This window comes from Paenibacillus cisolokensis, assembly GCF_018403665.1.
Lineage (GTDB): Bacteria > Bacillota > Bacilli > Paenibacillales > Paenibacillaceae > Paenibacillus_AH > Paenibacillus_AH cisolokensis.
Map to the genome: position 1 here is coordinate 39,388 of NZ_BOVJ01000064.1, position 23,857 is coordinate 63,244.

At 58.6% G+C, this 23,857-nt stretch carries 19 protein-coding genes and 3 pseudogenes; 16 read left to right on the forward strand and 6 right to left on the reverse strand.

What is annotated here, in order from left to right:
* Positions 1–144 precede the first annotated feature (144 nt).
* The 4 genes and pseudogenes from pdaA to PACILC2_RS09400 all read left to right on the forward strand — a co-directional run bounded on the left by pdaA (position 145) and on the right by PACILC2_RS09400 (position 3,877).
* Positions 145–953: pseudogene (gene pdaA / locus PACILC2_RS09385) on the forward strand (delta-lactam-biosynthetic de-N-acetylase).
* A 344-nt stretch (positions 954–1,297) separates the two neighbouring features.
* Positions 1,298–2,302, forward strand: coding sequence for a methionine ABC transporter ATP-binding protein (locus PACILC2_RS09390; protein ID WP_062493372.1), 1,005 nt, complete (start codon positions 1,298–1,300; stop codon positions 2,300–2,302).
* A complete protein-coding gene (locus tag PACILC2_RS09395; RefSeq protein ID WP_062493371.1) occupies positions 2,299–2,958 on the forward strand; it encodes a methionine ABC transporter permease in 660 nt (219 codons plus the stop codon). Before PACILC2_RS09390 ends, PACILC2_RS09395 begins: the two co-directional genes overlap by 4 nt.
* 73 nt (positions 2,959–3,031) lie before the next feature.
* Complete coding sequence (locus PACILC2_RS09400; RefSeq protein ID WP_244863380.1) at positions 3,032–3,877, forward strand: MetQ/NlpA family ABC transporter substrate-binding protein; 846 nt, start codon at positions 3,032–3,034, stop codon at positions 3,875–3,877.
* Between the two features lie 88 nt (positions 3,878–3,965).
* On the opposite strand, the gene PACILC2_RS09405 is transcribed toward PACILC2_RS09400, so the two are convergent.
* The 4 genes from PACILC2_RS09405 to PACILC2_RS09415 form a co-directional block, all read right to left on the reverse strand.
* Entirely contained in the window at positions 3,966–5,246 is a 1,281-nt protein-coding gene (locus PACILC2_RS09405; RefSeq protein ID WP_213528637.1) for a serpin family protein, read from the reverse strand.
* A gap of 104 nt (positions 5,247–5,350) precedes the next feature.
* Entirely contained in the window at positions 5,351–6,934 is a 1,584-nt protein-coding gene (locus tag PACILC2_RS09410) for a sensor histidine kinase (RefSeq protein WP_244863381.1), read from the reverse strand.
* Positions 6,847–7,176, reverse strand: coding sequence for a hypothetical protein (locus PACILC2_RS26665; protein ID WP_244863382.1), 330 nt, complete (start codon positions 7,174–7,176; stop codon positions 6,847–6,849). Before PACILC2_RS26665 ends, PACILC2_RS09410 begins: the two co-directional genes overlap by 88 nt.
* Positions 7,173–7,889, reverse strand: coding sequence for a response regulator transcription factor (locus tag PACILC2_RS09415; RefSeq protein WP_213528638.1), 717 nt, complete (start codon positions 7,887–7,889; stop codon positions 7,173–7,175). Before PACILC2_RS09415 ends, PACILC2_RS26665 begins: the two co-directional genes overlap by 4 nt.
* 220 nt (positions 7,890–8,109) lie before the next feature.
* Between PACILC2_RS09415 and PACILC2_RS09420 the strand changes: the two genes are divergently transcribed.
* Positions 8,110–9,168, forward strand: coding sequence for a M23 family metallopeptidase (locus tag PACILC2_RS09420; protein ID WP_244863383.1), 1,059 nt, complete (start codon positions 8,110–8,112; stop codon positions 9,166–9,168).
* A 58-nt stretch (positions 9,169–9,226) separates the two neighbouring features.
* Here PACILC2_RS09420 and PACILC2_RS09425 read toward each other — a convergent pair.
* Positions 9,227–9,919: pseudogene (locus PACILC2_RS09425) on the reverse strand (queuosine precursor transporter).
* 293 nt (positions 9,920–10,212) lie between these two features.
* Between PACILC2_RS09425 and PACILC2_RS09430 the strand changes: the two are divergent.
* From PACILC2_RS09430 to PACILC2_RS09440, 3 genes are read left to right on the forward strand one after another with little or no spacing between them, the layout of a single operon-like run.
* Positions 10,213–11,208, forward strand: a complete 996-nt coding sequence (locus PACILC2_RS09430) for an aldose 1-epimerase (RefSeq protein ID WP_213528653.1) — start codon at positions 10,213–10,215, stop codon at positions 11,206–11,208.
* Positions 11,209–11,238: 30 nt separating this feature from the next.
* Positions 11,239–11,940 (forward strand): DsbA family protein, encoded by a 702-nt coding sequence (locus tag PACILC2_RS09435; protein ID WP_244863384.1) that lies wholly within the window; start codon positions 11,239–11,241, stop codon positions 11,938–11,940.
* 1 nt (position 11,941) lies between these two features.
* Positions 11,942–12,376 (forward strand): disulfide oxidoreductase, encoded by a 435-nt coding sequence (locus tag PACILC2_RS09440; RefSeq protein ID WP_213528640.1) that lies wholly within the window; start codon positions 11,942–11,944, stop codon positions 12,374–12,376.
* A 117-nt stretch (positions 12,377–12,493) separates the two neighbouring features.
* Here the strand turns inward: PACILC2_RS09440 and PACILC2_RS09445 are convergent, their stop codons facing one another.
* The gene (locus PACILC2_RS09445) at positions 12,494–13,348 is read right to left on the reverse strand and encodes a helix-turn-helix domain-containing protein (RefSeq protein ID WP_062493364.1); all 855 of its coding nucleotides are present in this window, start codon (positions 13,346–13,348) and stop codon (positions 12,494–12,496) included.
* Between the two features lie 228 nt (positions 13,349–13,576).
* Here PACILC2_RS09445 and PACILC2_RS09450 point away from each other — a divergent pair, with 228 nt between their 5' ends.
* The 8 genes and pseudogenes from PACILC2_RS09450 to PACILC2_RS09480 all read left to right on the forward strand — a co-directional run bounded on the left by PACILC2_RS09450 (position 13,577) and on the right by PACILC2_RS09480 (position 23,542).
* Entirely contained in the window at positions 13,577–14,569 is a 993-nt protein-coding gene (locus PACILC2_RS09450) for a phytanoyl-CoA dioxygenase family protein (RefSeq protein WP_213528641.1), read from the forward strand.
* On the forward strand, positions 14,566–15,606 hold the full coding sequence (locus PACILC2_RS09455; RefSeq protein ID WP_213528643.1) for a YkvI family membrane protein: 1,041 nt from the start codon (positions 14,566–14,568) through the stop codon (positions 15,604–15,606). The genes PACILC2_RS09450 and PACILC2_RS09455 overlap by 4 nt, the downstream gene beginning before the upstream one ends.
* 245 nt (positions 15,607–15,851) lie before the next feature.
* Positions 15,852–17,660 carry a 1,4-alpha-glucan branching protein GlgB gene (gene glgB, locus PACILC2_RS09460; protein ID WP_307860480.1) on the forward strand — a complete coding sequence of 603 codons (1,809 nt, stop codon included), beginning with the start codon at positions 15,852–15,854 and terminating at the stop codon, positions 17,658–17,660.
* A complete protein-coding gene (locus PACILC2_RS28570) occupies positions 17,546–17,791 on the forward strand; it encodes an alpha amylase C-terminal domain-containing protein (protein ID WP_307860481.1) in 246 nt (81 codons plus the stop codon). The genes glgB and PACILC2_RS28570 overlap by 115 nt, the downstream gene beginning before the upstream one ends.
* Before the next feature lie 2 nt (positions 17,792–17,793).
* Positions 17,794–18,960 (forward strand): glucose-1-phosphate adenylyltransferase, encoded by a 1,167-nt coding sequence (locus PACILC2_RS09465; RefSeq protein ID WP_213528644.1) that lies wholly within the window; start codon positions 17,794–17,796, stop codon positions 18,958–18,960.
* Entirely contained in the window at positions 18,957–20,069 is a 1,113-nt protein-coding gene (gene glgD, locus PACILC2_RS09470; protein WP_213528646.1) for a glucose-1-phosphate adenylyltransferase subunit GlgD, read from the forward strand. Before PACILC2_RS09465 ends, glgD begins: the two co-directional genes overlap by 4 nt.
* Before the next feature lie 44 nt (positions 20,070–20,113).
* Positions 20,114–21,544: a glycogen synthase GlgA gene (gene glgA / locus PACILC2_RS09475; protein ID WP_213528647.1), complete on the forward strand. Its 1,431-nt coding sequence runs from the start codon at positions 20,114–20,116 to the stop codon at positions 21,542–21,544.
* Between the two features lie 17 nt (positions 21,545–21,561).
* A pseudogene (locus PACILC2_RS09480) lies at positions 21,562–23,542 on the forward strand (glycoside hydrolase family 15 protein).
* Positions 23,543–23,857: the final 315 nt, after the last annotated feature.

Consider the following 23,857-nt stretch of genomic DNA (forward strand, 5'->3'; position numbering starts at 1 on the left):
TTTCAATGGCCGCACTCGTCTTTTTTACTCAGGGGCTCGATCGGCGGCATCTGGCCGGAATTTGAGTTCCGCGTATATTCCGGACGTTTGTAGAAAAAATAACGGAAGCACGGATTGGGAATGATTTGCAAGGAGGATATCCGCATGAAATTCCGGTCAGCCGTTGCGCTGTGGGCGGCGCTAGTCCTGCTTCTGGCAGCGAACGGAGCGTTTGCCGCCCCTGGTGGCGCTTTTCATTTCGGCTTTAAAAAAGCGTAGGGGGCAAGCTGCCTTCCATCGACGAGGAAGGCTTCAAGAACATTCTTGTCCGGCATGGCGCCATTTTCCTTGGCGATACGTCGAAGAAAGAGCTGTATTTGACATTTGACAACGGATACGAGAACGGATACACGTCCCGGGTGCTCGATGTGCTGAAATCGAAAGGCGTGCCGGCGGCCTTTTTCGTCACCGGGCACTATGTGAAGGATCAGCCTGATCTGGTGCGCCGCATGGCGAGCGAAGGCCATATTATCGGCAACCATTCGTGGTCTCATCCCGATATGAGCGCCATCCCCGCCGAACGGATTCGCGACGAGCTGGCCAAGGTGAAAGACGAGGTCGCGAAGCTGACCGGCCGGCAAGAGATGCGTTACCTGCGCCCTCCGCGCGGCATCTTCAGCGACCGGATGCTGGATGTAACCAGGCAGCTTGGTTATACGAACGTATTCTGGTCGATCGCTTACAAGGATTGGGACGTGAACGCCCAGCAAGGCGCGGATTACGCGCTGCGGTCGGTTGTGAAACAGCTGCATCCCGGCGCGGTCATTCTGCTGCACACCGTCTCGCGCGACAATGCGGAAGCGCTCGGCGCCATCATCGACGAAGCGCGCAGGCAAGGCTATACGTTCAAGAGTCTGGACGAGCTTACCGTCAAACGGTACGACGCGGCCGACTCTCCAAATCCGGCGGCGTAAGCCGCATCGAAGCCTAATTGCGAGGGCCCCCTTTGCCGGTCGAACCGGCAGAGGGGGCCTTTGCATGTTTCGGGAGACGCGGCCGCCAACCGGTGCCGGAAACGGTCTGCCTGACTTTGACAGCTTCGTATCCGGGCGTTCGGATTGCGGCTCTTCTCCTTTTATGATTTAATGATATGGGTTATTTCAACACGGATAAATCTCCTAAAATAAACTATTGAAAAAGCGCGGCAACTAATATATATTAATCCAATAGTATAACTTGGAGATTTATGCTTGAAAACCAATGATGCGTCGCTGTCATAGTCGGCCAAATCGTAACGTTTGAAAAGGAGGGAGAGGCGCTGATCGAGCTTCACCAGGTAAACAAGCTCTACCGAACGCCCGCAGGCGTGACCGAGGCGCTGACAGATATCGAGCTGACCGTGGAGAAGGGCGATATCTTCGGCGTCATCGGCCATTCCGGCGCCGGAAAGAGCACGCTGCTGCGCTGCGTTAACTTGCTCGAACGTCCGACATCGGGCAAGGTTGTCGTGAACGGGAAAGAGATGACGGCGCTGCGGGAGAAGGAACTGCAACAGGAACGGCGGCGGATCGGTATGATCTTCCAGCATTTCAATCTGCTTTCGACCGCCACGGTAACGGACAACATCGCGTTTCCGCTGAAGTTGGCCAAATGGCGGGCGCCGCAAATCAAGGAAAGGGTGGACGAGCTGCTGGAGCTTGTCGGGCTGCGGGATCATGCCGCCAAATATCCGTCCCAGTTGTCCGGCGGCCAGAAGCAGCGGGTCGGCATTGCCCGGGCGCTGGCGACGAATCCCGATGTGCTGCTGTGCGACGAGGCGACGTCGGCGCTTGATCCGCAGACCACCCAATCGATTCTGCAATTGCTGCAGGACATCAATGAGAAGCTGGGCATTACGATTCTGCTCATTACGCACGAGATGCACGTCATCCGTTCGATCTGCAACCGCGTGGCGGTTATGGACGGGGGGCGCATCGTCGAGCGGGGCGACGTGCTCGACGTCTTTCTGAAGCCGCAGCATCCGGTCACCCGCGAATTCGTCGGACAGGTGTCGGAACGGCCGGACGGCGGCTTCGCGAGCGCACGGCACGACGGAACGGTTCTGCGCATCCAGTTTGTCGGAGAATCGACGTACGAGCCGGTGCTGTATGAGGTCGTCCGTGAGACGGACGCCACATTCGCCATCCTGCAGGGGACCGTATCGCGCATGAAAAACACGCCGTACGGCCAATTGCTGGTCGAGCTCCGGGGCACGTCTGGCGATACGGACCGGATCGTCAGGCGGCTGCGCGAGCGCGGCGTCGATGTGGAGGTGATGTCGTGACGTTCGAAAATGTCCGCTGGGATGAAGTGTGGCAGGCGACGAAAGACACGCTGATCATGCTTGGATTTTCGCTGCTTTTCACCGTCTTGATCGGTCTGGCGCTGGGCGTGCTGCTGTTTATAACAAGCCGCGGGCAGCTGCTGCAGAACGGCTTCATCTACCGGGTGCTGTCTGTTATCGTCAACATTACGCGTTCCGTACCGTTCGTTATTTTGATGATTTCCATTTTCCCGCTGACCAAATGGCTTGTCGGTACGTCCATCGGCGTCAAAGGCGCGATTCCGCCGCTTGTCATCGCAGCGGCGCCGTTCTTCGCCCGGCTCGTCGAAGCCGCGCTGCGCGAGGTCGATCGCGGCGTGATCGAAGCGGCGCAGGCAATGGGCGCATCGAAGTGGACGATCGTATGGCGGGTGCTGCTGAGGGAAGCGCGGACAGGGATTATCGCCGCGATTACGGTAACGGCCGTTACGCTCGTCTCCTACACCGCGATGTCGGGCGTCGTCGGCGGGGGCGGCTTGGGCGATCTGGCGATCCGCTACGGTTACCAGCGTTTTCAGCCCGATGTCATGATCGTTACCGTCGTGCTGCTCATCGTGCTGGTCCAATTGCTGCAATCTGCCGGCGACCAGCTTGTCCGAAAGTATAGCCGCCGTTAAAGAGAGATGGATCGGATCGTATGTTTAAAAAATTCAGTCGAGAAAGGAAGGAGTTTGAAATGAAAAAATCGGATTGTCGATTTTGACGCTTGTGCTGGCCGGAGCTTTGGCCGCTTGCGGCGCGAAAAACGATGCGAATAATCAGGGAAGCGCGGGAGAGAGCGGTTCCGAGCCCGAAAAGCAGCAGGAAGTGACGTTGAAGATCGGGGCTTCTCCCGTTCCGCACGCCGAAATTTTGAAAGAAGCCCAGAAGCTGCTCGAAGGAGAGGGCGTCAAGCTGGAGATTATCGAGATGAACGATTACGTTCAGCCGAACGTTCAACTGTATGAGAAGCAGCTGGATGCGAACTTCTTTCAGCATACGGCCTACCTGGAGGAGTTCAACAAAGAACGCTCCTACGATCTGGTAAAGGTGACGGGCGTGCACATCGAGCCGATCGGCGTTTACTCGAAAACGGTGACGAGCATCGACGAGCTGAAGGAAGGGGCGAAGATCGCCATCCCGAACGATCCGACCAATGGCGGCCGCGCGCTCACCCTGCTAGCCAAGCACGGGCTGATCAAGCTGAAGGAAGGGGTGGACGTGGACGCGACGATCGCGGACATCGAACAGAACGACAAGAAGCTGCAGTTCGTCGAGCTTGAGGCGGCGACGCTGCCGCGGGCCCTTGACGAAGTTGACGCCGCGGCGATCAATACGAACTACGCGCTGACGGTCGGTCTGGTACCGAACGACGATGCGCTGATTATCGAGGATAAAGACACCCCGTTCGCGGACATGCTGGTCAATATCTTGGTCGCCCGTCCTGACAACAAGGACAGTGAAGCGATCCAGAAGCTGGCCAAGGCGCTCAATTCACCGGAAATCAAAGCCTTTATGGAGGAGAAATACGACGGCGCGGTCGTCCCGACGTTCTGACCGCAACACAAACCCGACTAAATGAAAAAGCCGCTTCCGACGTTCTTAGCGACGTGACGAAGCGGCTTTATTCGTTGTGCGAGTACGGTTATTTCCCTTCGATCTCCCGAATCGATCCGGCGAACAGCCAGGCGCCCGTCTGCATATCCTCGATGGCGAAGAAGAACGGGCGGTCGACGGTCAGGCTTACCGTCTCTTGGGGAGCGCCGGATGCCACGCCGACCGACGTGGCGGCCGCGGCTTCGGTGCCTTGCTCGTTTACCTCGATGACGCTTTTATGCTTCACTTCATCGATGTAGAGACCCTCTTTGTCCGCTTCTCCGAAGCCGGAGAAATCGGCTTGAGCCGGATCGAACGCATCCTTCATGCCGAGAGCGATCAGCGTACCGTTCAGCTTCTCTTCGAAGTCCGCCTTGAATTTCGGCAAGCCGAGCTTCACATGATGGTTCTCCATCGGACCGGACCAAGCCGAACGGTCGGTCCATATCTGCTCGTGCAGCGACGCCAGATCCGCGCTTTCGTCCGGGACGATGACGAGCATCGCCATCTGGCCTTCGCCGTAAGGAATGCGAACCGCTTGCCACCGGTCGGTTGCGCGGTATTCCATATATCCGGTCCGGTGCATCATCTGAACGTTCGCCGTCGTACCGTCTTCTTGCCGGAACCGTTCCTCCCGCGTCTCCTCCGGATCGAACGGCTTTTGCCATTGCCCCTTGAAATAAATCGTATTGATCAGCATGATTCGCATATCGGGATCGACCCGGTCGACCAGCTTGTCGATCATGCCGCGCGTGCTTTCTTCGATCCAGTCGTTGATCCGCTGCGGCGCAGCGTCATCCGTGAAATTGACCGATCGAGCCTCGGCGTTGAAGCTGTTCCGGACAATCTTCATATAGTCGTCCGGCAGCTTTATCCCTTCCTGCGTCCACAGCGAATTGGCCGCCAACAGCGCAACGCCTTTGCCGGTGCGGGTCAACAGCTCGCCCAGGCTGCGATAGCCGCCCGCGATCTCTTCTTCGGCAAGCCGGCCGAGACCGAGCGTCTCCGCCATCTCGGTGCGGGTATTGCCGGCGCTTCCGAAATAGGTCATGCCGAGCGCCATCGATATGCTGTAAGGGGATATCAAGACGTTGCCGTCCGTTTCGGCCGCCGCGAGCTCGCGGTGAAGCTTCATGCCGAATTCGTTGACCGCTTTTACAAGCCTGTCGTCCGCGGCATCGGCCAGCTTTTGCCGCTTGTCCAAGGAAATCGTCTCCGCATCCGGGCGGGGAGCGGACGGCGTTTCATCCGTCGATCCGCAGGAAGCGAGCAGCGCCGCACTCAGCAGGATGGAGATGACGGCGGCTCTCGTTCGATGAAATCCGGACATTTGCGACCTCTCCTTTACGCATGGTTTATCCAACCTATAACAGATGACGCATCGGGAAGCCAAATGTTGCAGCGACGGCGAAAAACAAGGAATCCAGATCAGGCTCAGGACGTTCCGCTCGGCTCCATGTCCGGCTCGTTCGGCCCGTATGCCGGCGGTTCGGCTTCCGCCGGTTTTCCGCCGGCCGGGAAGACGAGGCGGATCGTCGTCCCTTCGCCGGGCGCTGTCGCGACATCGATGGCGCCGCCCATCGCTTCGACGAGCGCTTTCGTAATGGCCATGCCGAGCCCGCTCCCTTCCGGCGAGCTTTCGGTATCGGTCCCGCGGTAATAGCGCTCGAACAGCTTCGAGGCGGTCTCTTCGTCCATGCCGTTGCCGTCGTCGCGGAACGCGATCGCGAAGCCGCCGCCCGGCAGTTTCTCCAGGGCGACATCCACCCGCGTGCCCGGCGGATTGTGCAGCAGCGCGTTGGCGACCAGGTTGTCGACGATGCGCTGCAGCCATGGGCCGTAAATGGCGGCGCGGACAGGATCACGGCTTGGCCGGAATGCGGCCGATCCCGGGCGGAATGCCGGATGTGCGGCTGTCCGCGCGACCGCTTCCGCGAGGAACAGATTCAGGTCCGCCGTCTCCGTCCCGGGCAGCCGACCGCCGCCGCGAAGACGGTACGTCAGGTTCAGATCGTTGATCAGATTGTCCAAATATTCGGCTTTCCGCCGGATGACGCCCGAAAATTCCCGCACTTCCTCCCGGGTCCATTCGTACGCTTCCGCTTCCAGCATATGGGCATAGCCGCGAATCGACGATAGCGGCGTCTTCAAGTCATGCGAGACGCCGGCGATCCATTCTTCGCGCATCTGCTCGTCCCGCCGCCGGCGAATATCGTTCTGGCGCAGCGTTGCAGACAAATTCGCAAGCGACGAGAGCAGCTCGCCGAACAAACGGAAGCGCCGCTTCAACCGGCCGCGCCGGTTGCGGCTGACCGGATGTCCTTGCCGGCCGGCCGGCTCGGCGTAGATGCCGCGCGCGAGCGAGCGCAGCCAGTCCGCCATATGCAAGAGCGGTGCGACGAAGCTGCGCGCATAAGCGAACGACAGCAGCATGTAGACGAGCACGGCGCTCAGCAGCAGTCCGCCGCCGCCGAGCAGCAGCGCCCGCATTTCCGGCGGCAGCGCCTGCATCTGACCCGGAGGGCCAGCCGCCCCTGGCTCCGGGACGGTCACGATCCAGGTGCGTTTCGCGGCAGGATCGAACCGATAGTCGATCCGCGCGCCGTACCGGTCGGGGTACATATAGCGCAAAGCCATTTCCTGAGGCGTGAACCGATCCGGCGCCGTTTCCGGCCGGCCGTACGACGCTATCTCCGCACCCGTCTCGTCCAGCAGCTGCACCCAACCGCCGGCCCGGTCGATCTCGCTTTTCAGCCCGGAAGGAATAACGAGCGCGCCGCTCTCGTACGACGCTTCCGCCGCGATGCGTTGCAGCAGCTCTTCTTCCTTGAACCGCATGCCGTAAATGAGCGTATGCTCCACGCCGTCCTTTACGTCGATCCATATAGACAAGCGATACGGAAACGGCAGCTTGCCGACCCAGTAAGCGTTCAACTCGCCGGGCATATAGGCGTCGGGAACGTCCGGCGGCGTATTGAACGCGTCGGTGACCCGGCCTTCGCTGTCGATGCGCTGCACCCATCCGCCGCTCTCGCGTATTTTTCGAGCAGCTTGGCATCGAAGACGATTCGGCCGTTCTCGACTTTCAAGGTCTGAATCAGCTGCTGCACGCCCGCCTGGCCGAATTGCCGTTCCGCTTCGATGCGGGTCAGTTCGTTCATCGTCCATTGGAACGAAAGGACGGCCAGCGCCATCAGCAGCAGACCGGCGAACAGCAGTTGGGCGACGAAGCGGACCGTCAGCTTCCAGCGGATGCTCATCGCTTCCCGCTCCGTCCGACCAGCTTGTAGCCGAGCCCGCGCACATTGACCAAATATTCCGGCTTCCCGGGCTCCGGCTCGATTCGCTCGCGAATGCGGTGAATATGGACCATGACGGTATTGTCGTCACTAATCGCCTGTTCGCCCCATACCTTCTCGTACAGCTCGCTTTTCGTAAAGATCCGGTTCGGGTTCCGGCATAGGAAAAGCAGCAGCTGAAAGACGAGGGAAGGACACGGAACCGTCCGTCCTTCCACGATAAGCTCGCCGGCGTCGGCATGAACCTGAAACCGGCCGTAATCGTATATTTCGGCCGTCTTCGCCGTCGCGTCGGACGCCGGCTTGAACGAGCGCCGCAGCTGGGCTTTGATGCGTGCCGCGACTTCAAGCGGATTGAACGGCTTCGTAATATAATCGTCGCCGCCGACCGCGAACCCGGACAGCTTGTCGAAGTCCGAAGAACGGGCCGACAGGAACAGAATCGGCGCGTCGGTCGTCCGGCGGATGAACGGGCACAATTCGATGCCGCTTTGGCCGGGCAGCATGACGTCGAGCACGATCAGGTCGTACCGTTTGCGTTCGCAGGCGGCAAGCGCAGCCTCTCCCGTCGCCGCGCTGTCCACATTGGCGAATCCTTCCTTGCGCAGCACCGTTGTCAGCATATGTACAATGGATTGCTCGTCATCGACGAGCAAAATCGAGGCGTCGTTCATATTTCCATCTCCCCTGGCTTTCAATCAAGATCCGCGTTATTATATCGATTCGATTGTAACATGGCTGTCTGTCGAATAGGAAAACGGAACCTTAACGGAACCTTAACGCGTTCCGCGACGGCGCTTCGCAAAGTTAAGCGGAACGTAAGCTCCCGTTATCGGGCGCATAAGACAAAGGGGGTACAGTTGAGACATCGGAGAACGAAGGAGTGATAGATACATGATCTTGAGCAAACGAATGATGGCCGTGCTGCTGCTGGTGCTCACGATGCTTGCAGGCTGCGGCGAGCGGGTCGGGGAAGGGCCGAAAGAGGAAACTTCGGTCCAAGAAGGGGAGGCAGTTTCTCCCGGATCGGTTGACGATCAGGAGACGGCCGAACCGGATGCGCAGGAAACGGAAGGGGGTACAACGGACATGATCGAGCCTGAACAGCTGGCCGCTTCGCTGCTTGCGGGCGAATACGAGCGTATTTACAACCAAATGTCGGAAGATATGCAGGAGGTGGTTTCCAGAGAGGACTTCGAATCGACGGCCAAGTCGTTTACTGCCGGGGTACAAGCTTTCCATCCGGAATCGGTTGTCAAGCTCAATGGCGCCGAACGATTCGTCTGGCTCGACGATACCCGCACGAAAGGGGTGCTCGCGGCGTTCGGTCCGGACGGCTTAATCGAAGGGCTGCAAGTATTGCCGCTGGAGACATTTCCGGAAACCGACGGCCAATTGACCGAACAGCGTTACGCGCTACCTTTTAAAGGCCACTGGTTTGTATTTTGGGGCGGGACGAACGTCATGACAAACTACCACTATGCTTATGAAAGCCAGCGTTATGCGTTCGACTTTGTGAAAGCCCGCAACGGCATGTCGTACGAAGGAGATCCGCAGCTTAATGAAAGCTATTTTGCATTCGGGCAGGATGTGCTGGCGGCCGCAGACGGCGAAGTCGTCGGCGTGGTGAATGACGTCAAAGACAACAAGCCGCTCGTCGAGACGAACGAGAACGAACCGGCGGGCAATTATGTGGTGATCGATCATGGCGGCGGGGAATACTCGATCACAGCGCATTTTCGCCAAGGGTCGATCGCCGTGCGGGAAGGGGATCGGGTCAGGAAAGGCGATCTGCTCGGTCAGGCCGGCAATTCCGGCAACTCCAGCGAGCCGCATATTCATTTCCAGATATCCGACAGCCCGGATCTTATGACCGGCAAATCGCTGAACGTGAAGTGGGACGGCGGTTTCAATATCGTGCAAGGGGAAACGGTGGAAGGCGCGCAGGATTAACAAGGCAAGGAGCGAGAGCGGGCGAGCGTCCCAACCAAAGGAAGACGCCCGCACCCGCCTAGGCGGCGGGCTCGTCCTCACGCCTTACGGGAAAGCTGCGGGCGGCATACAGAAACGGAGTGGAGCAGACCGACACGATAAACTTGATGATATAGGTGGAGAGGAAGATCGACAGCCAGATGCCGAATCCGTATTCGCTGTAAAAAGCGATTGTGCAAAAATAAGGGTGTCGACGAACTGGCTGATCGCCGTACTGCCGTTGTTGCGGATCCATAGCTGTCCGGGCGACGGGAAGATTCGTTTGAGCAGCGTATAGAGACGCACGTCGAGAAATTGGCTGACGAAATAAGCGCAGAAGCTGGCGATCGCAATTTGCGGCATGAAGCCGAAAATGACGGACAGAGCTTCGTGGCCGATATCTTCTGGTTGCCGTTCAAACAGCAGCGCGAGCTGCATAATGATCGTCGAGGCGGCCAATGAAAAAGTCCGATCCAGACTGCTTTCTTGGCTGCGTTCTCTCCGTATTTTCGTTCAGCAGGTCGGATGCGAGATAGATTGTGCCATACATCGTGTTGCCTAGCGTCAGGACGATCGAGAACATATCGATCGTTTTGATCACCTGAATATTGGCAACGACCGAAGCCATCGCGACCCAGCCGTAAACGCCGGATTTCCCGAACAGCCGGTAGGCTGCCAGAAACAGCGTAAAATGAACGAGCATATACAAAATGCCCAATGACAGATTGAACATGAAACGAAACCTCCTAAAGACTTTGCGAAGCAAAGTCCGCTTCGGAAGCATACGCCAAGACTTTGCGAAGCAAAGTCCGCTTCGGAAGCATACGCCAAGACTTTGCGGCGGCCTTTACAGTACCTAATCATTATACGGTTCCCGCAAACGGTTTGAAAAGCGGAAAGACATCCTCTCCTCCGGAGGCTCTTATTGAATTGGCTATCGTTCTTTTCTATAATGAAAAAGACGTATGATTCAATCTGAAATTGCGCAATTATTCGTTCCATTTACGAGCGGAAGGGGGCTTCATGATGTCATTTCAGGCATATGAAGGAACTTATCAAGGCGAGCGTGCGGTATGGCTCAAGGCGGGACCTTACGAGGCGGCTCTGCTGCCGGACATCGGCGCCAATCTGATCGCGTTTCGCGATACGGACAAGGGGTGGAGCTTCATCCGGGAACCGCAGCCCGGGGAGATGGCGGAATTCAAGGCGCGTCCTATGGTGCACGGCATTCCGGTGCTGTTTCCGCCCAACCGGTATCAGGACGGGACGTTTACGATCGGCGGCAAAACATACATATTCCCGGTGAACGAGGAGAAGACCGGAAATCATCTGCACGGCTTCTTTTACGATGCGCCTTGGGAAGTACGGGAGAGCGGCACGAACGCGGAGGAAAGCTTTGTCGTCGCCGGCCAGGCGGTGGACGAGAATCATCCGGCGTATCGCTATTTTCCGCATCGGTTCGATCTGTCGATCCGCTATGCGCTTTCCGGGTCCGGATTGACGCAGACGGTCGCCGTCACGAACCGGGGGGACGAGCCGATGCCCTGCATGCTCGGTTTCCATACGGCGGTGAACGTGCCGTTCGCTCCCGGAAGCGGGCAGAACGACTGCAAAGTTCGGATCACGATCGGCGAGCGGTGGGCGCTGGACGACCGCATGTTACCGACCGGCGAGACGCAGCCGCTGGACGAAGGCGAGGCGGCTCTGAAGCGCGGGGACGGCACGCCGTTCTATGCGCCGATGGACAACCATTACAGCGCCGAGCCGGTTGACGGCCGTAATGTTATGACGGTGACCGACCATGCTGCCGGCTACCGCTTCGTATACGATGCGGGTGTCAAGTATAAACAGTGGATGGTCTGGAATAACGGAGCGGCCGGGGGGTTTTTCTGTCCGGAACCGCAAATCAACATGCTAAACGCGCCGAACCTCGACCTGCCGCGCGAGACGACAGGGCTTCTGATGCTTGCGCCGGGCGAGACGTGGAGCGAAACGAGCCGGATGTATACGGAACAGCTCTAGTCAGCGCTGCAACACGAAAGGATGACCCCATTGAGCAAAAAGAAAAAGAAACCGTCCGGCTCCGGCCAGCGGCAGGCGACCGCCGCCAAGCCGCCAAGTTCGGTCAAGCCCCTGATCTGGATGACGGTCATTATTGTTGCCATCATTGTCTTCATTTTTCTTGGCATCAGAAGCGGCAATGCGCCGGTCAAGTTCGACTATGGCTCGTACCCGACGCTCGGATCGGCCGACGCGCCGGTCAAAATCGTGGAGTTCGGCGATTACAAATGTCCGCACTGCGCCGAATTCTCGCAAAATTTCGTGCCGCTGCTCGAGCAGGATTTTATCGAATCGGGCCGGGTTTCGCTTCATTTCGTCAATTTCACCTTTATGGAGAAGGACTCGCGAATCGCCGCGGTGGCGGCCCAGTCCGTTTATCATCAGGATAACGACGCGTTCTGGAAATATTATAAGGCATTGTTCCGGAACCTCGACACGACGTGGACGACAGACGCGCTCGTCCAGCTCGCGAAAGACGAGGAGCTCGGCATCGACTACGACAAGCTGCGCCAGGATATCGAAGCGGAGACGTACGGCGACGAGGTGGACGGTCACAACGCGCTGGCAAGAAAAGGGAAGGTAACCGGCACGCCAACGCTCTTCCTTAACGGCAAGCAGCTGGACAGCAGCCATGTGATCGATTACGCGGTGCTGAAGCGGACCATCGAGGAAGCGTTGAACGGGGGGACCTGATATGGCGGAAGGGCGGTTCACTGTCGTGCTGAGGCGGTACGGCCTGTACTTTGCCTGGATCGTGTCGCTCATCGCCACAGGCGGCAGCCTCTATCTGAGCGAGGTGCTGCTGTTCGCGCCGTGCGATCTGTGCTGGTTCCAGCGGATTTTCATGTATCCGCAAACGATTATTCTCGGCATGGCAAGCTATCGCGGAGACAAAAACGTGATTCGCTATCTGCTGCCGGTCAATATCGTCGGGGGCTGCATCTCGCTGTATCATTACGCCTTGCAGAAGGTGCCGGCCATATCGGAGTTCGCGGTATGCCGTTCGGTCGTGCCGTGCGACGAGGATTATTTGAACTGGTACGGAATCGTCACGATTCCGCTCCTCGCCTTGATCGCATTCGTTCTGATCGCTCTTCTGCTATGGTTCGGCAGGAAAGAGGAAGCGTAATCGGCGCGCCCTTGCCGCCGGACAATTCGGAACGTCAGCTTATCCGTTTTTCGGCCGGCAAGCCTGCAAGCCGCAGCGCGCGCCGGCCGCGCTTGTATGGCCGCGTTCCGCGATGATCTAGGACCGGCCGTCCCCCCGCAGCCGGCTCTTCCGAAAAGCGCTCGGCGTAACGCCGTACGCTCCTTTAAACTGGTTCAAAAAGTGGTTGTAGTTTTGAAAACCGACATCAAGCGCGATTTCCGCAGCGCTGCTGTGCGTATGCTGAAGCAGCAGGGCGGCCTGGCGGAGCCGCATCCGGTTCAACGTTTCGAGCACCGGTTCTCCGGTCTGGCGCTTGAACAGATGAGCGAGACGGGAAGGCGACAGGCCGACGAATGCGGCGACTTGCGCGACCGTAATCGGTTCGGTCATACGCTCGGTCAAATAAGCCAGCGCCTTCTCGATGCGCGGATCGAGCGGGACGGAGGCGTGCTGCGCCAGCAGCAGCAAAATTTCCTCTATCGCCCCCTGGCACAGCTCTTCCCAGAACGGCTTCATCTGTCTCGCATCGAAGATGATCCGCTGGAATGCGCGATAGATTCGCTTTCGGGCGAAGGAGCTTTCCACGGTCTGCAGGACGAAGCCGGGTTCGAGCTCGGGGAGCTGGACCCGCTTCAAATCGTTCGGCGAAGGGATAAAATGCGCCCAGACGACATCCCATATTTGACCCGCTGGCGTTCCGTATTCATGCGGCGTATCCGCCTTCAGCAGACATACGTCGCCGCCCCGGCAGCGAAACGTCCGTCCGCCGATCCGAAACTCGCCTTCGCCGGAAACGGTATACGTAATGAGCCAATCCGACATCCCTTCCGGTCTTCGCGTCCAGTACCCTTCCGCTTCGATGTAATGGTCGGCAAGCAGCACGCCCTGTCTGCCCGGCGATTTCGCCGATCGTTTTAAAGCCGATCGTTTTATAAGAGAATGCGCATCCACCCGATTGACCTCCGATGATCCAGATTTGCAAGTCGATCCTTTGCCCCATCTGTTTCGAGCATATCATTCGGCCCGCCGCCTGACAATCTGTTACCGATGCAAGGCAGCAGAATCATAGGAATAGTTAGCAGGTTTGTTGCTTCAATTGCATACCGTTCCGTACTACGATAGTGACAAGGAAACATCTCAACTGCGTATCCGATAACGATAGGAAAGGAGCGGGTTGCAATGGTCGACAAGCTGGCGGGCGCGAATTTGTCGGAAGCGGATCTCCGCCATTTTGAGACGGAAGGCTATTTGATCGTAAGAGGGTTGTTTGCGGCCGATGAGGTGGAGGCGCTGCGCCGCAATTTCGCGGAGATGCATGCGCAGCGTTCCATTCCCGGCTGCTTCGAAGCGCTGCCGATTGAGGAAGCGCGGCGTCAGGGATCGATATTGAAGGCTTATCCGCGAATGATGCATCCGCACAGAGTCAACCGGTTGTCGATGGATTATATGCTGGATCCGCGCGTAATGGATATACTGGCGGCGCTGCTCGGCGAGGAGCCCATTGCGGCGCAGAGCATGTTTTACTGGAAACCGCCGGGCGCGGAAGGGCAGGCGCTGCATCAGGACAATTTCTATCTGAAGGTGGAGCCCGGGACGTGCATTGCGGCCTGGACGGCGATTGACGATGCGGATGAGGAAAACGGCGGACTGTTCGTCGTGCCGAAGTCGCAGCACGAGCCGATCCAGTGTCCGCATCAGGCCGACCCGTCGCAATCGTTCACGGTAGACGAGGTCGATGTGCCCGAAGGATTAACGCCGATGCCGACGACGCTGAAGGCTGGCGATGTGCTGTTCTTTAACGGCAGCGTCATCCACGGATCGTATCCGAACCGCTCGAAAGACCGTTTCCGCCGGGCGTTCATCTGCCACTATGCCGGCGAGTCGGCGGAGAAGATCGGCAATGGTACTCGCCGCTCTATAACAGGCAGGGCGAAATCGTCGAACGGGAGGACAATGCGGGAAGCGGGCCGTGCGGCACCGAATTCGCCGCAACCGGGCCGCACTGAATCCACATACGGGCTGCCGGTTTCGCCGTTCCGTCGAATGCCGAGGAAGAGAGGGGACTTTCAGATCCCCTCTTTTTCGTGTTTTGTCATAGATGAACGAGACAAGCATATTTCTAAAGTATACGGGCTTCTAAATTTATCCGGGAAACGGCAGGGCTTAACATGATGAGGAGAGCCATACTGATTGCGCAGGTTGCGATGACCTATATGGGAACCGTCATCGGCGCCGGATTCGCAACCGGCCAGGGGACGATCCAGTTTTTTACGGCCTACGGTTTTTACGGCTACGCCGCCATCCTGATTTGTACGCTTTTGTTTATATGGCTTGGTACGAAAATGATGCTGATCTCCGCCCGTATCGGCGCCTTTTCTTACGAGGAACTGAACCAGTTTCTTTTCGGGCCGTTTTTCGGAAAGGCCGCGAATCTGATCGTATTCGTTATTTTATTCGGCACGACGGTCGTCATGCTGGCCGGAGCCGGCTCCATTTTCGAGGAACGGCTCGGCGCTTCTTATATTGCGGGCATTGCCGCCACCGCTGCGCTGACGTACGTCGTCATGCGAAGACAGCTGCAAGGCATACTGGCCGTCAATTCGATTGTCGTGCCGATGATGCTGCTGTTTACCGCGCTTATCGGCATCCACACGCTTCGCTCGGCCGATTTCACGTCATGGCACGCGGTACAGACGGGAACGGAACAACATTGGAGATGGCTGGTCAGCTCGCTTTCGTATGCGGCGCTGAATCTGGCCATGGTCGAAGCCGTTCTGGTCCCGCTCGGCGGGGAGGTGAAGGACGAGAAGGTGTTGAAATGGGGCGGAATTTGGGGCGGGATCGGACTCGGGCTGATGCTGGTCGTCAGCCATACCGCCCTGCTTTCGAAAATGCCGGAAATTATGGAATACGCCATTCCGATGGCCGAGGTTATCCAGGCTTTCGGTCCTGTCCTTTACGCTTTGTTCATCGTTATCGTGTATGGCGAAATTTTTACGACGCTGATCGGCAACGTGTTCGGCATAACCCGGCAAATCGGAACGATTTTGCATTTCTCCAACGACATCCTGGTCATCTTGATCCTTTTCGGCTGCTTTCTGATCAGTCTGATCGGGTTCAGCTCTCTGCTCGCGTATTTGTATCCGTTGTTCGGGTTTGTCGGCATCGCCCTTCTTGTCTCGCTTATGCTGTCCCGGATACCGAAATAGCCGCTGACATGTGGCGGGCTTTCCGGCTTCATTTTTACGTATAGGCCCGGATGCCGGGACATATAAGAATATTAGGCGACGGTTTCTTTACCATCTCCTCTTTCATTCACGTCAATTAACATGACACATCTTGAACCTCCTCACGTATACCGGCATAAAATAATACAAAGGAGCTGACGGACTTACACAATTGTTTCGATTCACGTCATATTATCTATCGCCCGAAAAGGGGGGATCCCATAACCGTGACACTCCGGACCGTACAAACCGCCAATTATTATGGCATTCGCCCTGACGACCTTTATTTGTTTAACGAAGGCACTTTGTATCACAGTTACCGGACGTTCGGAGCTCATCGGCTGCAGTGGGACGGGACGGAAGGGGTCCGATTCGCCGTATGGGCGCCCAACGCGTCGGATGTGCGGGTTGCCGGATCGTTCAATCATTGGGACGGAAGCGGCCATCGGATGGAACGGCTCGGGGAGAGCGGCGTTTGGGCGCTGTTCATCCCCGGTCTCGCGGAAGGCGCGCTGTACAAGTACGAAATTTGCGACGCCGACGGACGGAAGCGGCTGAAAGCCGATCCGTACGCCTTCTTCGCGGAACGGCGTCCCGGAACGGCCTCGATCGTCGCCGATCTGAGCGGTTACCGTTGGCGCGACGGCGCCTGGCAGCGCCGCAAGCGGGAGCGATTGCCATACGACAACCCGCTTCTCATCTACGAAGCGCATCTCGGTTCGTGGCGGCTCGCCGGGAAGGAGCAGTTCCGCACTTACGGGGAACTCTCCGCGGAGCTGGCCGATTACGCCGCCGATATGGGGTATACGCATATCGAGCTGCTGCCGCTTGCCGAGCATCCGTTCGACCGGTCATGGGGCTACCAAATTACCGGTTATTTCGCGGCGACGAGCCGATACGGCACGCCGAAGGAGCTGATGGCGTTCGTCGACCGCTGCCACCGGCGCGGGCTTGGCGTCATTCTCGACTGGGTGCCGGGCCATTTTTGCAAAGACGACCACGGCTTGCGGCTGTTCGACGGTACGCCGATCTATGAGGGGCCGGACCCGCGACTGGCCGAGAAGCCGGAGTGGGGAACGCTCGCCTTCGATTTCGGCCGGACGGAGGTAATGAGCTTTCTGATCTCCAACGCGATATTTTGGATGGATCTGTATCATATCGACGGCCTGCGCGTCGATGCGGTCGCCAGCATGATCGACCTGAATTTCGGCAAGCCTCCCGAACTGGCTGCGCACAATGCGCACGGCGGTACGGAAAATCCGGAAGCTCTCCGATTTCTCCGCAAGCTTAACGAAATCGTCTTTCACTATCACCCTCATGCCCTCATGATCGCGGAAGATTCCTCCGCATGGCCTGCTGTCACTTCTCCGACGTATTGGGGAGGACTCGGCTTCAATTTCAAGTGGAATATGGGCTGGATGAACGACATGCTGCGGTATATGGCGCTCGACCCGGACGAACGAAAACATCATCACCATTTGATCACCTTCTCGCTGTTGTACGCTTTCTCCGAAAATTTCGTGCTTCCGCTGTCACATGACGAAGTCGTGCACGGCAAGCGCTCGCTGCTGCACAAGATGCCGGGCTCCTATGAGGAAAAATTCGCCCAGCTCCGCCTGTTTTTCGGCTACTGGATGACGCATCCCGGCAAGAAATTGCTGTTTATGGGCTCGGAATTCGGCCAATTCGACGAATGGAAAGATACCGAAGCGCTTGACTGGTTTCTGCTCGATTACGAGCTTCACGCGAAGATGAAGCTGTATTCCCGGAAGCTGAATCGCCTGTACAAGGAGCGGCCGGCGCTGTGGGAAAAGGATACCGATCCGGGCGGTTTCGAGTGGATCGATGCGCACAACGCCGGGCAATCGGTCATCTCGTTCGTCCGCCGGGGGAACAGGCACGGCGACTGCGTCGTGGCGGTATGCAATTTTCCCGTCAGGCGTATCGGGATTACCGGATCGGCGTTCCCGCCCCCGGCCGCTACAGGCAGCTTGTCAATAGCGACGACAGGAGCTTCGGCGGCGCTTCGGCCTTGAGAAGGAAGCCGTACGTCAGCGAACCGGTGCCGATGCACGGCCGGAACGACAGTATTCGGATCGGACTTCCCCCGCTTTCTTTTCTGCTGCTTGCCCCCGCTTCGGCAAAACAAACGGATAGGAGATGGTGACGATGGCCCGCAAAGAAATGATCGCCATGCTGCTGGCCGGCGGTGAAGGGAAGCGTCTGGGCGTACTGACGACGGATTTGGCCAAGCCGGCCGTTCATTTCGGCGGCAAATACCGGATCATCGATTTCGCCCTCAGCAACTGCGCGCATTCGGGCATCGACACGGTCGGCGTGCTGACCCAATATCAGCCGCTTGTGCTGAACCGCTATCTCGGCATCGGCAGCCCGTGGGGACTCGACCGCCAGGACGGAGGCATGTCCATTCTTCCGCCCCATATGAAGCCGAAGGGAGGCGCCTGGTACGAGGGCACCGCCAATGCGATCTATCAAAATATGGACTTTATCGATTCCTACGATCCGGAATATGTGCTGATCATTTCCGGCGATCACATCTACAAAATGGACTACGGGCAAATGCTGGCGGCCCATAAACGGACGGAAGCCGATGTGACGGTGGCCGGCATCGAGGTGCCGTGGAAAGAAGCGAGCCGATTCGGCATTATGCGCACGGGAGAGGAAGGACGCATTACCGATTTCGAGGAAAAGCCGAAATTGCCGTCCAACAATTTGGCGTCGATGGGCATTTATATATTCGCCTGGCCGGTGCTGCGGCAATTTTTGATCCGGGACGAAGGAAACCGCGTATCCAGCCACGACTTCGGCAAGGATGTCATACCGGCGATGCTGAACGGCGGCGTCAAGCTCTGCGCATACGCATTTCACGGGTATTGGAAGGACGTCGGCACGATCGACAGCTTGTGGGAGGCGAATATGGACCTGATCGCCGAGCGGCCGCCGCTCGATCTGTTCAGCCGGGACTGGCGCATCTACTCCGTCAATCCGAACCGGCCGCCTCAGCTTATCGCCCCGCAGGCGAAAATATCGTCGTCCCTGGTGACCGAAGGCTGCGTCATCGAAGGAGAGGTGAGCCGTTCGGTGCTGTCCAGCGGCGTCCATATCGGCCTTGACAGCATCGTCGTCGAATCGGTCGTCATGCCGAATGCGAAAATCGGCCGCGGCGCGCGCCTTTACCGGGCGATCATCGGAGAAGGGGCGGCAGTCGGGGACGGCGAGCAGATCGGCCGCGAGGGAGACGAGACGATTACCGTCGTGGCGAGCGGCGAAAGGAACAATTGGGGGCCCGAATTGAAGGAGGTCAAAAATCTGTGAACCATTCGATTATGGGCGTCATCAACCTGATTCATGAACCGGAAGAAATGGAAAGGCTGACGGCGGTCCGCTGCGCCGCAACGGTACCGTTCGGCGCCCGCTACCGGCTCATCGACTTCGTGCTCTCGGGCATGGTCAATTCCGGCGTCTCCAAGGTGGCGGTATTTGCCCATACGAAATACCGCTCGCTGATGGACCATCTTGAATCCGGCCGGCACTGGGATTTGCACCACCGCCAGAGCGGCCTGTTCGTGCTGCCGCCGGCGACCGGCGACATTCGCGAGCTGTCGCGGGGCGATCTGTATTATTTTTATCAGAACCGCGACTACTTCGACCGTACTTCCAGCGAATACGTCATCATCTCGCGCAGCCATATGGTGTGCAATGTCGATCTGCAGCCGGCGCTTGCCGCGCACAAGGAGCGGGGCGCCGATATTACGGTCGTCTGCAAGCGGATGACCGACACGATGGGCGGCGCAGCGCGCAAGGTGCGGCTCGACGGAAACGGCAGAATCGTCGCGATGCAGGATCATTACGGCCGCATGGACAGCGAGATCGTGTCGATGGAAATGTATCTGATGCGCAAAGATTTGCTGCTCGAGCTGGTGGAAACGTCGCTGGCGCAGGGAGAGGATCATCTCGTCCGGCATGCCATCATGTCCCGGCTCCGCCAGTTGAACGTGCAGGCCCATATGTATGACGGTTACCTCGGCATCGTAAATACGGTCGAAAGCTACTTCCGGAATCATATGAAGCTGCTGAACGCCGAAGCGCAGCACGAGCTGTTCTCCCGTCCCGGACCGATCTTCACGAAGCTGAAGGACGAACCGCCTTCCCGTTACCTGGACAACGCGCGCGTCGTCAACTCGCTGGTGGCGGACGGGTGCGTCATCGAAGGGACGGTGGAAGACAGCGTGCTGTTCCGCGGCGTGAAAATCGGCAAAGGGGCGGTTGTGCGGAACAGCATCGTTATGCAGAACAGCGTGATCGGCGAACAGGCCTATCTGGAGCGGTGCATTCTCGACAAGGACGTGCGAATCGCCAGCGGCCGCGATATTCGCGGCACGGAAGGAGCGCCGTTCATGGCGGCCAAGCGCAAGGTCGTTTGAACTGCGGTTTGAAGGATGAAGGCGAAAAAGAGGGGGGTACGGCCATGAACATTTTGTTCGCCGCATCCGAAGCGGTGCCGCTCGTCAAGACGGGCGGCCTTGCCGACGTGACCGGCGCGCTGCCTCTGGCATTGCGCAAGCTGGGGGTCCGTGCCGGCGTCATATTGCCGAAATACGAGGAGATTGCCGAATCGCATATCGCCCGTTTCGAGACGGTGTGTACCTTCACCGTACAGCTCGGCTGGCGCAAACAGTATTGCGGGCTGCTGCGGGCGGCAATCGGCGGCATCGACTACTATCTGATCGACAACGAATATTATTTTAAAAGGCGCGGACTGTACGGATACGGCGACGACGCCGAGCGGTTCGTCTTTTTCTCCTTCGCGGTCGTCGAAGCGCTTCGCTATCTGGATGTCCGGCCCGATATTCTCCATTGCCATGATTGGCAGACGGCGCTCGTGCCGTTTCTGCTCAAGACCAGGTACGCCCACGATCCCGTCTGCCGGGGAATTGCGACGGTATTCACCATCCATAACCTAAAATATCAGGGAGTGTTCAGCAAGGAACTGATGCTCGACCTGCTCGGCGCCGGGGAAGAGGTGTTCCGGACCGAGCTGCTCGAATTTTACGGAGCGGCCAACTGCATGAAAAGCGGGCTTGTCTGTGCGGACAAGCTGACGACGGTCAGCCCGACCTATGCCGAAGAAATCCAGACCGAATGGTACGGGGAAAAGCTTGACGGGCTGCTCCGCCGCCGGTCGGGCGATCTGTCCGGCATCGTCAACGGCATCGACACGGCGCTGTTCGATCCGATGAACGATCCGGCGCTTGTTGCGCCATACCGCCATTCGCTGGACGAGAAGCGCCGCAACAAGACGGCGCTGCAGCGGGAGCTCGGTTTGCCGGAGGCGGAGAACGTTCCGCTGATCGGCATTGTATCCCGCCTGGTGGAGCAGAAAGGCTTCGATCTGCTTGCCCATATTCTCGATGAAGCGCTGAGCGAACCGGCGCAATGGGCCGTGCTCGGCGCCGGGGAACGCCGCTACGAAGAGCTGTTTCGGGAAGCCGCCGCCCGCAGACCGGACAAGATCGCGGTCCGGCTCGGGTATGACGACGGGTTGGCCCGCCGCATCTACGCCGGCTCGGATCTGTATTTGATGCCGTCAAAATTCGAGCCTTGCGGGCTTAGCCAGCTGATCGCGCTCCGTTATTTGTCCGTGCCGATCGTCCGGGAAACGGGTGGGCTGAAGGACACGGTTTTGTCATACAACGAATATACTGGTGAAGGGAACGGCTTTACATTTGCCCATTACAACGCCCACGACCTGTTGTTCACGATTCGCCGCGCGCTGAAATTTTATGCCGATCCGGCGGCGTGGGGAACGATCGCGGCGAACGCGGCGAAGCGGGATTACGGCTGGGACCGTTCCGCCAAACAGTATTTGGCCCTGTACGACGAGCTTGTGTCCAACTGAAAGGAGTTCGAACCTCAATGGCCCGTCACCTTGTAGTCGGCAACGGCAAAATGCTGGTCAATCTTGACGACCATTGTTATATTCGCGATATCTATTATCCTTTCGTCGGTCAATTGAATCATGTGGGAGGACAACCGTGCCGGGTCGGCCTCTGGGCCGGCGGCGTCTTCCGCTGGCTGGACGACCCGGGATGGCGAATCCGGCTCGATTATGCGGAAGATGCGCTCGTTACGGATGCCGTGGCCCGGCACGACGGTCTCGGCGTCGAGCTGCTGATGAACGACGGCGTGCACCAGCGCGAATGCCTTTTTTTGAAGCGGGTGGTAATCCGCAATTTATCGGACGAAACGAAAGAGTTTCGTCTGTTTTTCCATCAGGACCTGACGATCGACGGGACGGAGATCGGCGATACGGCGGCGTATTATCCGGATAACGGCACGGTGTTTCATTACAAGCGTTCTTCCTATTTCATGTTCAACGGCTTCTCGGACGAAGGCGGCATTAGGCAATATTCAACCGGGATCAAACGGTTTCAATCCGCGGAAGGGACGTGGCGCGACGCCGAAGACGGAACGCTGATGGGCAACGCGATCGCCCAGGGCTCCGTCGACAGCGCGATCGGGCTGCATGCGACGGTGCCGGCCGGCGGGGAGAAAACGGTCTATTACTGGATGTCGGCCGGCGACAGCCTGGAAGAGGTGAATCGGCTCGACCGGTATGTGCGGGACCATCATCCCGGCAAGCTGCTGGGACGAATCGCGGTTTACTGGAAGCAATGGCTGCGCCGGTCGGCGCCGGACTTCGGCGACCTGCCGCAGGAGGTGATCCGGCTGTTCAGGCGCAGCCTGCTTGTCGTCCGGTCGCAGACCGACGAACGGGGGGCGATCGTCGCCGCGAACGACACGGACATTCTGCAGTACAACCGCGATCATTACAGCTATATGTGGCCGCGGGACGGGGCGCTGATCGCCGACGCGATGTCGGCGGCCGGTTACGACAGCGTCGTGGCCCCTTTTTTCATTTTGCGCCCGGGCGCTGACTTCCGAAGGGTATTTGCGTCACAAATACAACCCGGACGGCACGGTCGGCTCCAGCTGGCATCCGTATCAGATGCAGGGCGCCTCGCTGCTGCCGATTCAGGAAGACGAGACGGCGCTGGTGCTGCTTACGCTCAGACGCACTTATGAGCGGAACCGGCTGATCGAGCTGCCGCAGTCGCTGTACGGCAAGCTGATCCGGAAGGCGGCTGCTTTTCTGTGCGGCTATATGGAGCCGGAACTCTCGCTTCCGAAGCCGAGCTACGACTTGTGGGAGGAACGTTACGGCATCTGGACGTACACGGCCGCTTCGGTATACGGCGGACTGGCGGCGGCCGCTTTCTTCGCCGGCCTGTTCGGCGACGACGAGCGAAGAGAGCGGTACGAGCGGACTGCGGAAGCGGTGAAATCGGGCATTATGACGCATCTGTGGGACGAAGGCGCGGGCCGGTTCGCCCGCGGGCTCGTCAGGCGTAACGGCCGTTGGGAGAAAGATTTGACGCTCGACAGCAGCTTGTTCGCCTTGACAGCATTCGGGGTGCTGCCGGCCGATGACGGGCGGGTCGCGCAGACGATGGCCGCGGTCCGGGAAGGGCTGCGGGTGCGGACGGAGGTCGGCGGCATCGCGCGGTACACGAACGACGGCTACTTCCGGCAATCCGGCGACGTCGGGCGGGTTCCCGGCAATCCGTGGATCATCTGCACGCTGTGGATGGCCGGCTACGAGATCGAAACGGCACGCTGCCCGGACGATCTGGAGGAGCCGAAGCGGGCGCTGGAGTGGGCTGTGCGGCATGCGCTGCCGAGCGGGATACTGCCGGAGCAGCTGCATCCGTTCGACGGCTCGCCGCTATCAGTTGCACCGCTGACGTGGTCGCACGCGACGTTCGTGCACTGTGTCACCCAATATGTACGCAAGTATGCCCAGCTGTCGCGCGGCACGCACGCACCGGGAGTTTGAACGATCGGGAGAAGATGCGCGTTGGTGTGCGTTTTTGCACGCATGACCGCCGTCTGTTCGGGATACGTACTGGGAGTTTTGACACGTATGACCACCGTCTGTCCGGATAACAGGCCGGGAATTTTTGCACGCATGTCTGCCGTCTGTCCGGGTACGAACCGTGAGTTTTAGCACGCATGACCGGCGTCAGTCCGGATAACGGACAGGGAGTTTTGGCACGCTCCCCCCCCCCCGGCATGCCGTTTTTCCGTTACAGACCGCACGCGGTTCTGGTATAATGCGGATAAACGAGCTGACATCGAAAAAGGGGCTGTG

Coding starts and splice junctions, on each gene's coding strand:
- PACILC2_RS09405 (WP_213528637.1), bottom strand. CDS start 5,246: ATGTCCGGATTTCATCGAACGAGAGCCGCCGTCATCTCCATCCTGCTG.
- PACILC2_RS26665 (WP_244863382.1), bottom strand. CDS start 7,176: ATGAGCATCCGCTGGAAGCTGACGGTCCGCTTCGTCGCCCAACTGCTG.
- PACILC2_RS09415 (WP_213528638.1), bottom strand. CDS start 7,889: ATGAACGACGCCTCGATTTTGCTCGTCGATGACGAGCAATCCATTGTA.
- PACILC2_RS09420 (WP_244863383.1), top strand. CDS start 8,110: ATGATCTTGAGCAAACGAATGATGGCCGTGCTGCTGCTGGTGCTCACG.
- PACILC2_RS09430 (WP_213528653.1), top strand. CDS start 10,213: ATGTCATTTCAGGCATATGAAGGAACTTATCAAGGCGAGCGTGCGGTA.
- PACILC2_RS09440 (WP_213528640.1), top strand. CDS start 11,942: ATGGCGGAAGGGCGGTTCACTGTCGTGCTGAGGCGGTACGGCCTGTAC.
- PACILC2_RS09450 (WP_213528641.1), top strand. CDS start 13,577: ATGGTCGACAAGCTGGCGGGCGCGAATTTGTCGGAAGCGGATCTCCGC.
- PACILC2_RS09455 (WP_213528643.1), top strand. CDS start 14,566: ATGATGAGGAGAGCCATACTGATTGCGCAGGTTGCGATGACCTATATG.
- PACILC2_RS28570 (WP_307860481.1), top strand. CDS start 17,546: ATGCAATTTTCCCGTCAGGCGTATCGGGATTACCGGATCGGCGTTCCC.
- PACILC2_RS09465 (WP_213528644.1), top strand. CDS start 17,794: ATGGCCCGCAAAGAAATGATCGCCATGCTGCTGGCCGGCGGTGAAGGG.
- glgA (WP_213528647.1), top strand. CDS start 20,114: ATGAACATTTTGTTCGCCGCATCCGAAGCGGTGCCGCTCGTCAAGACG.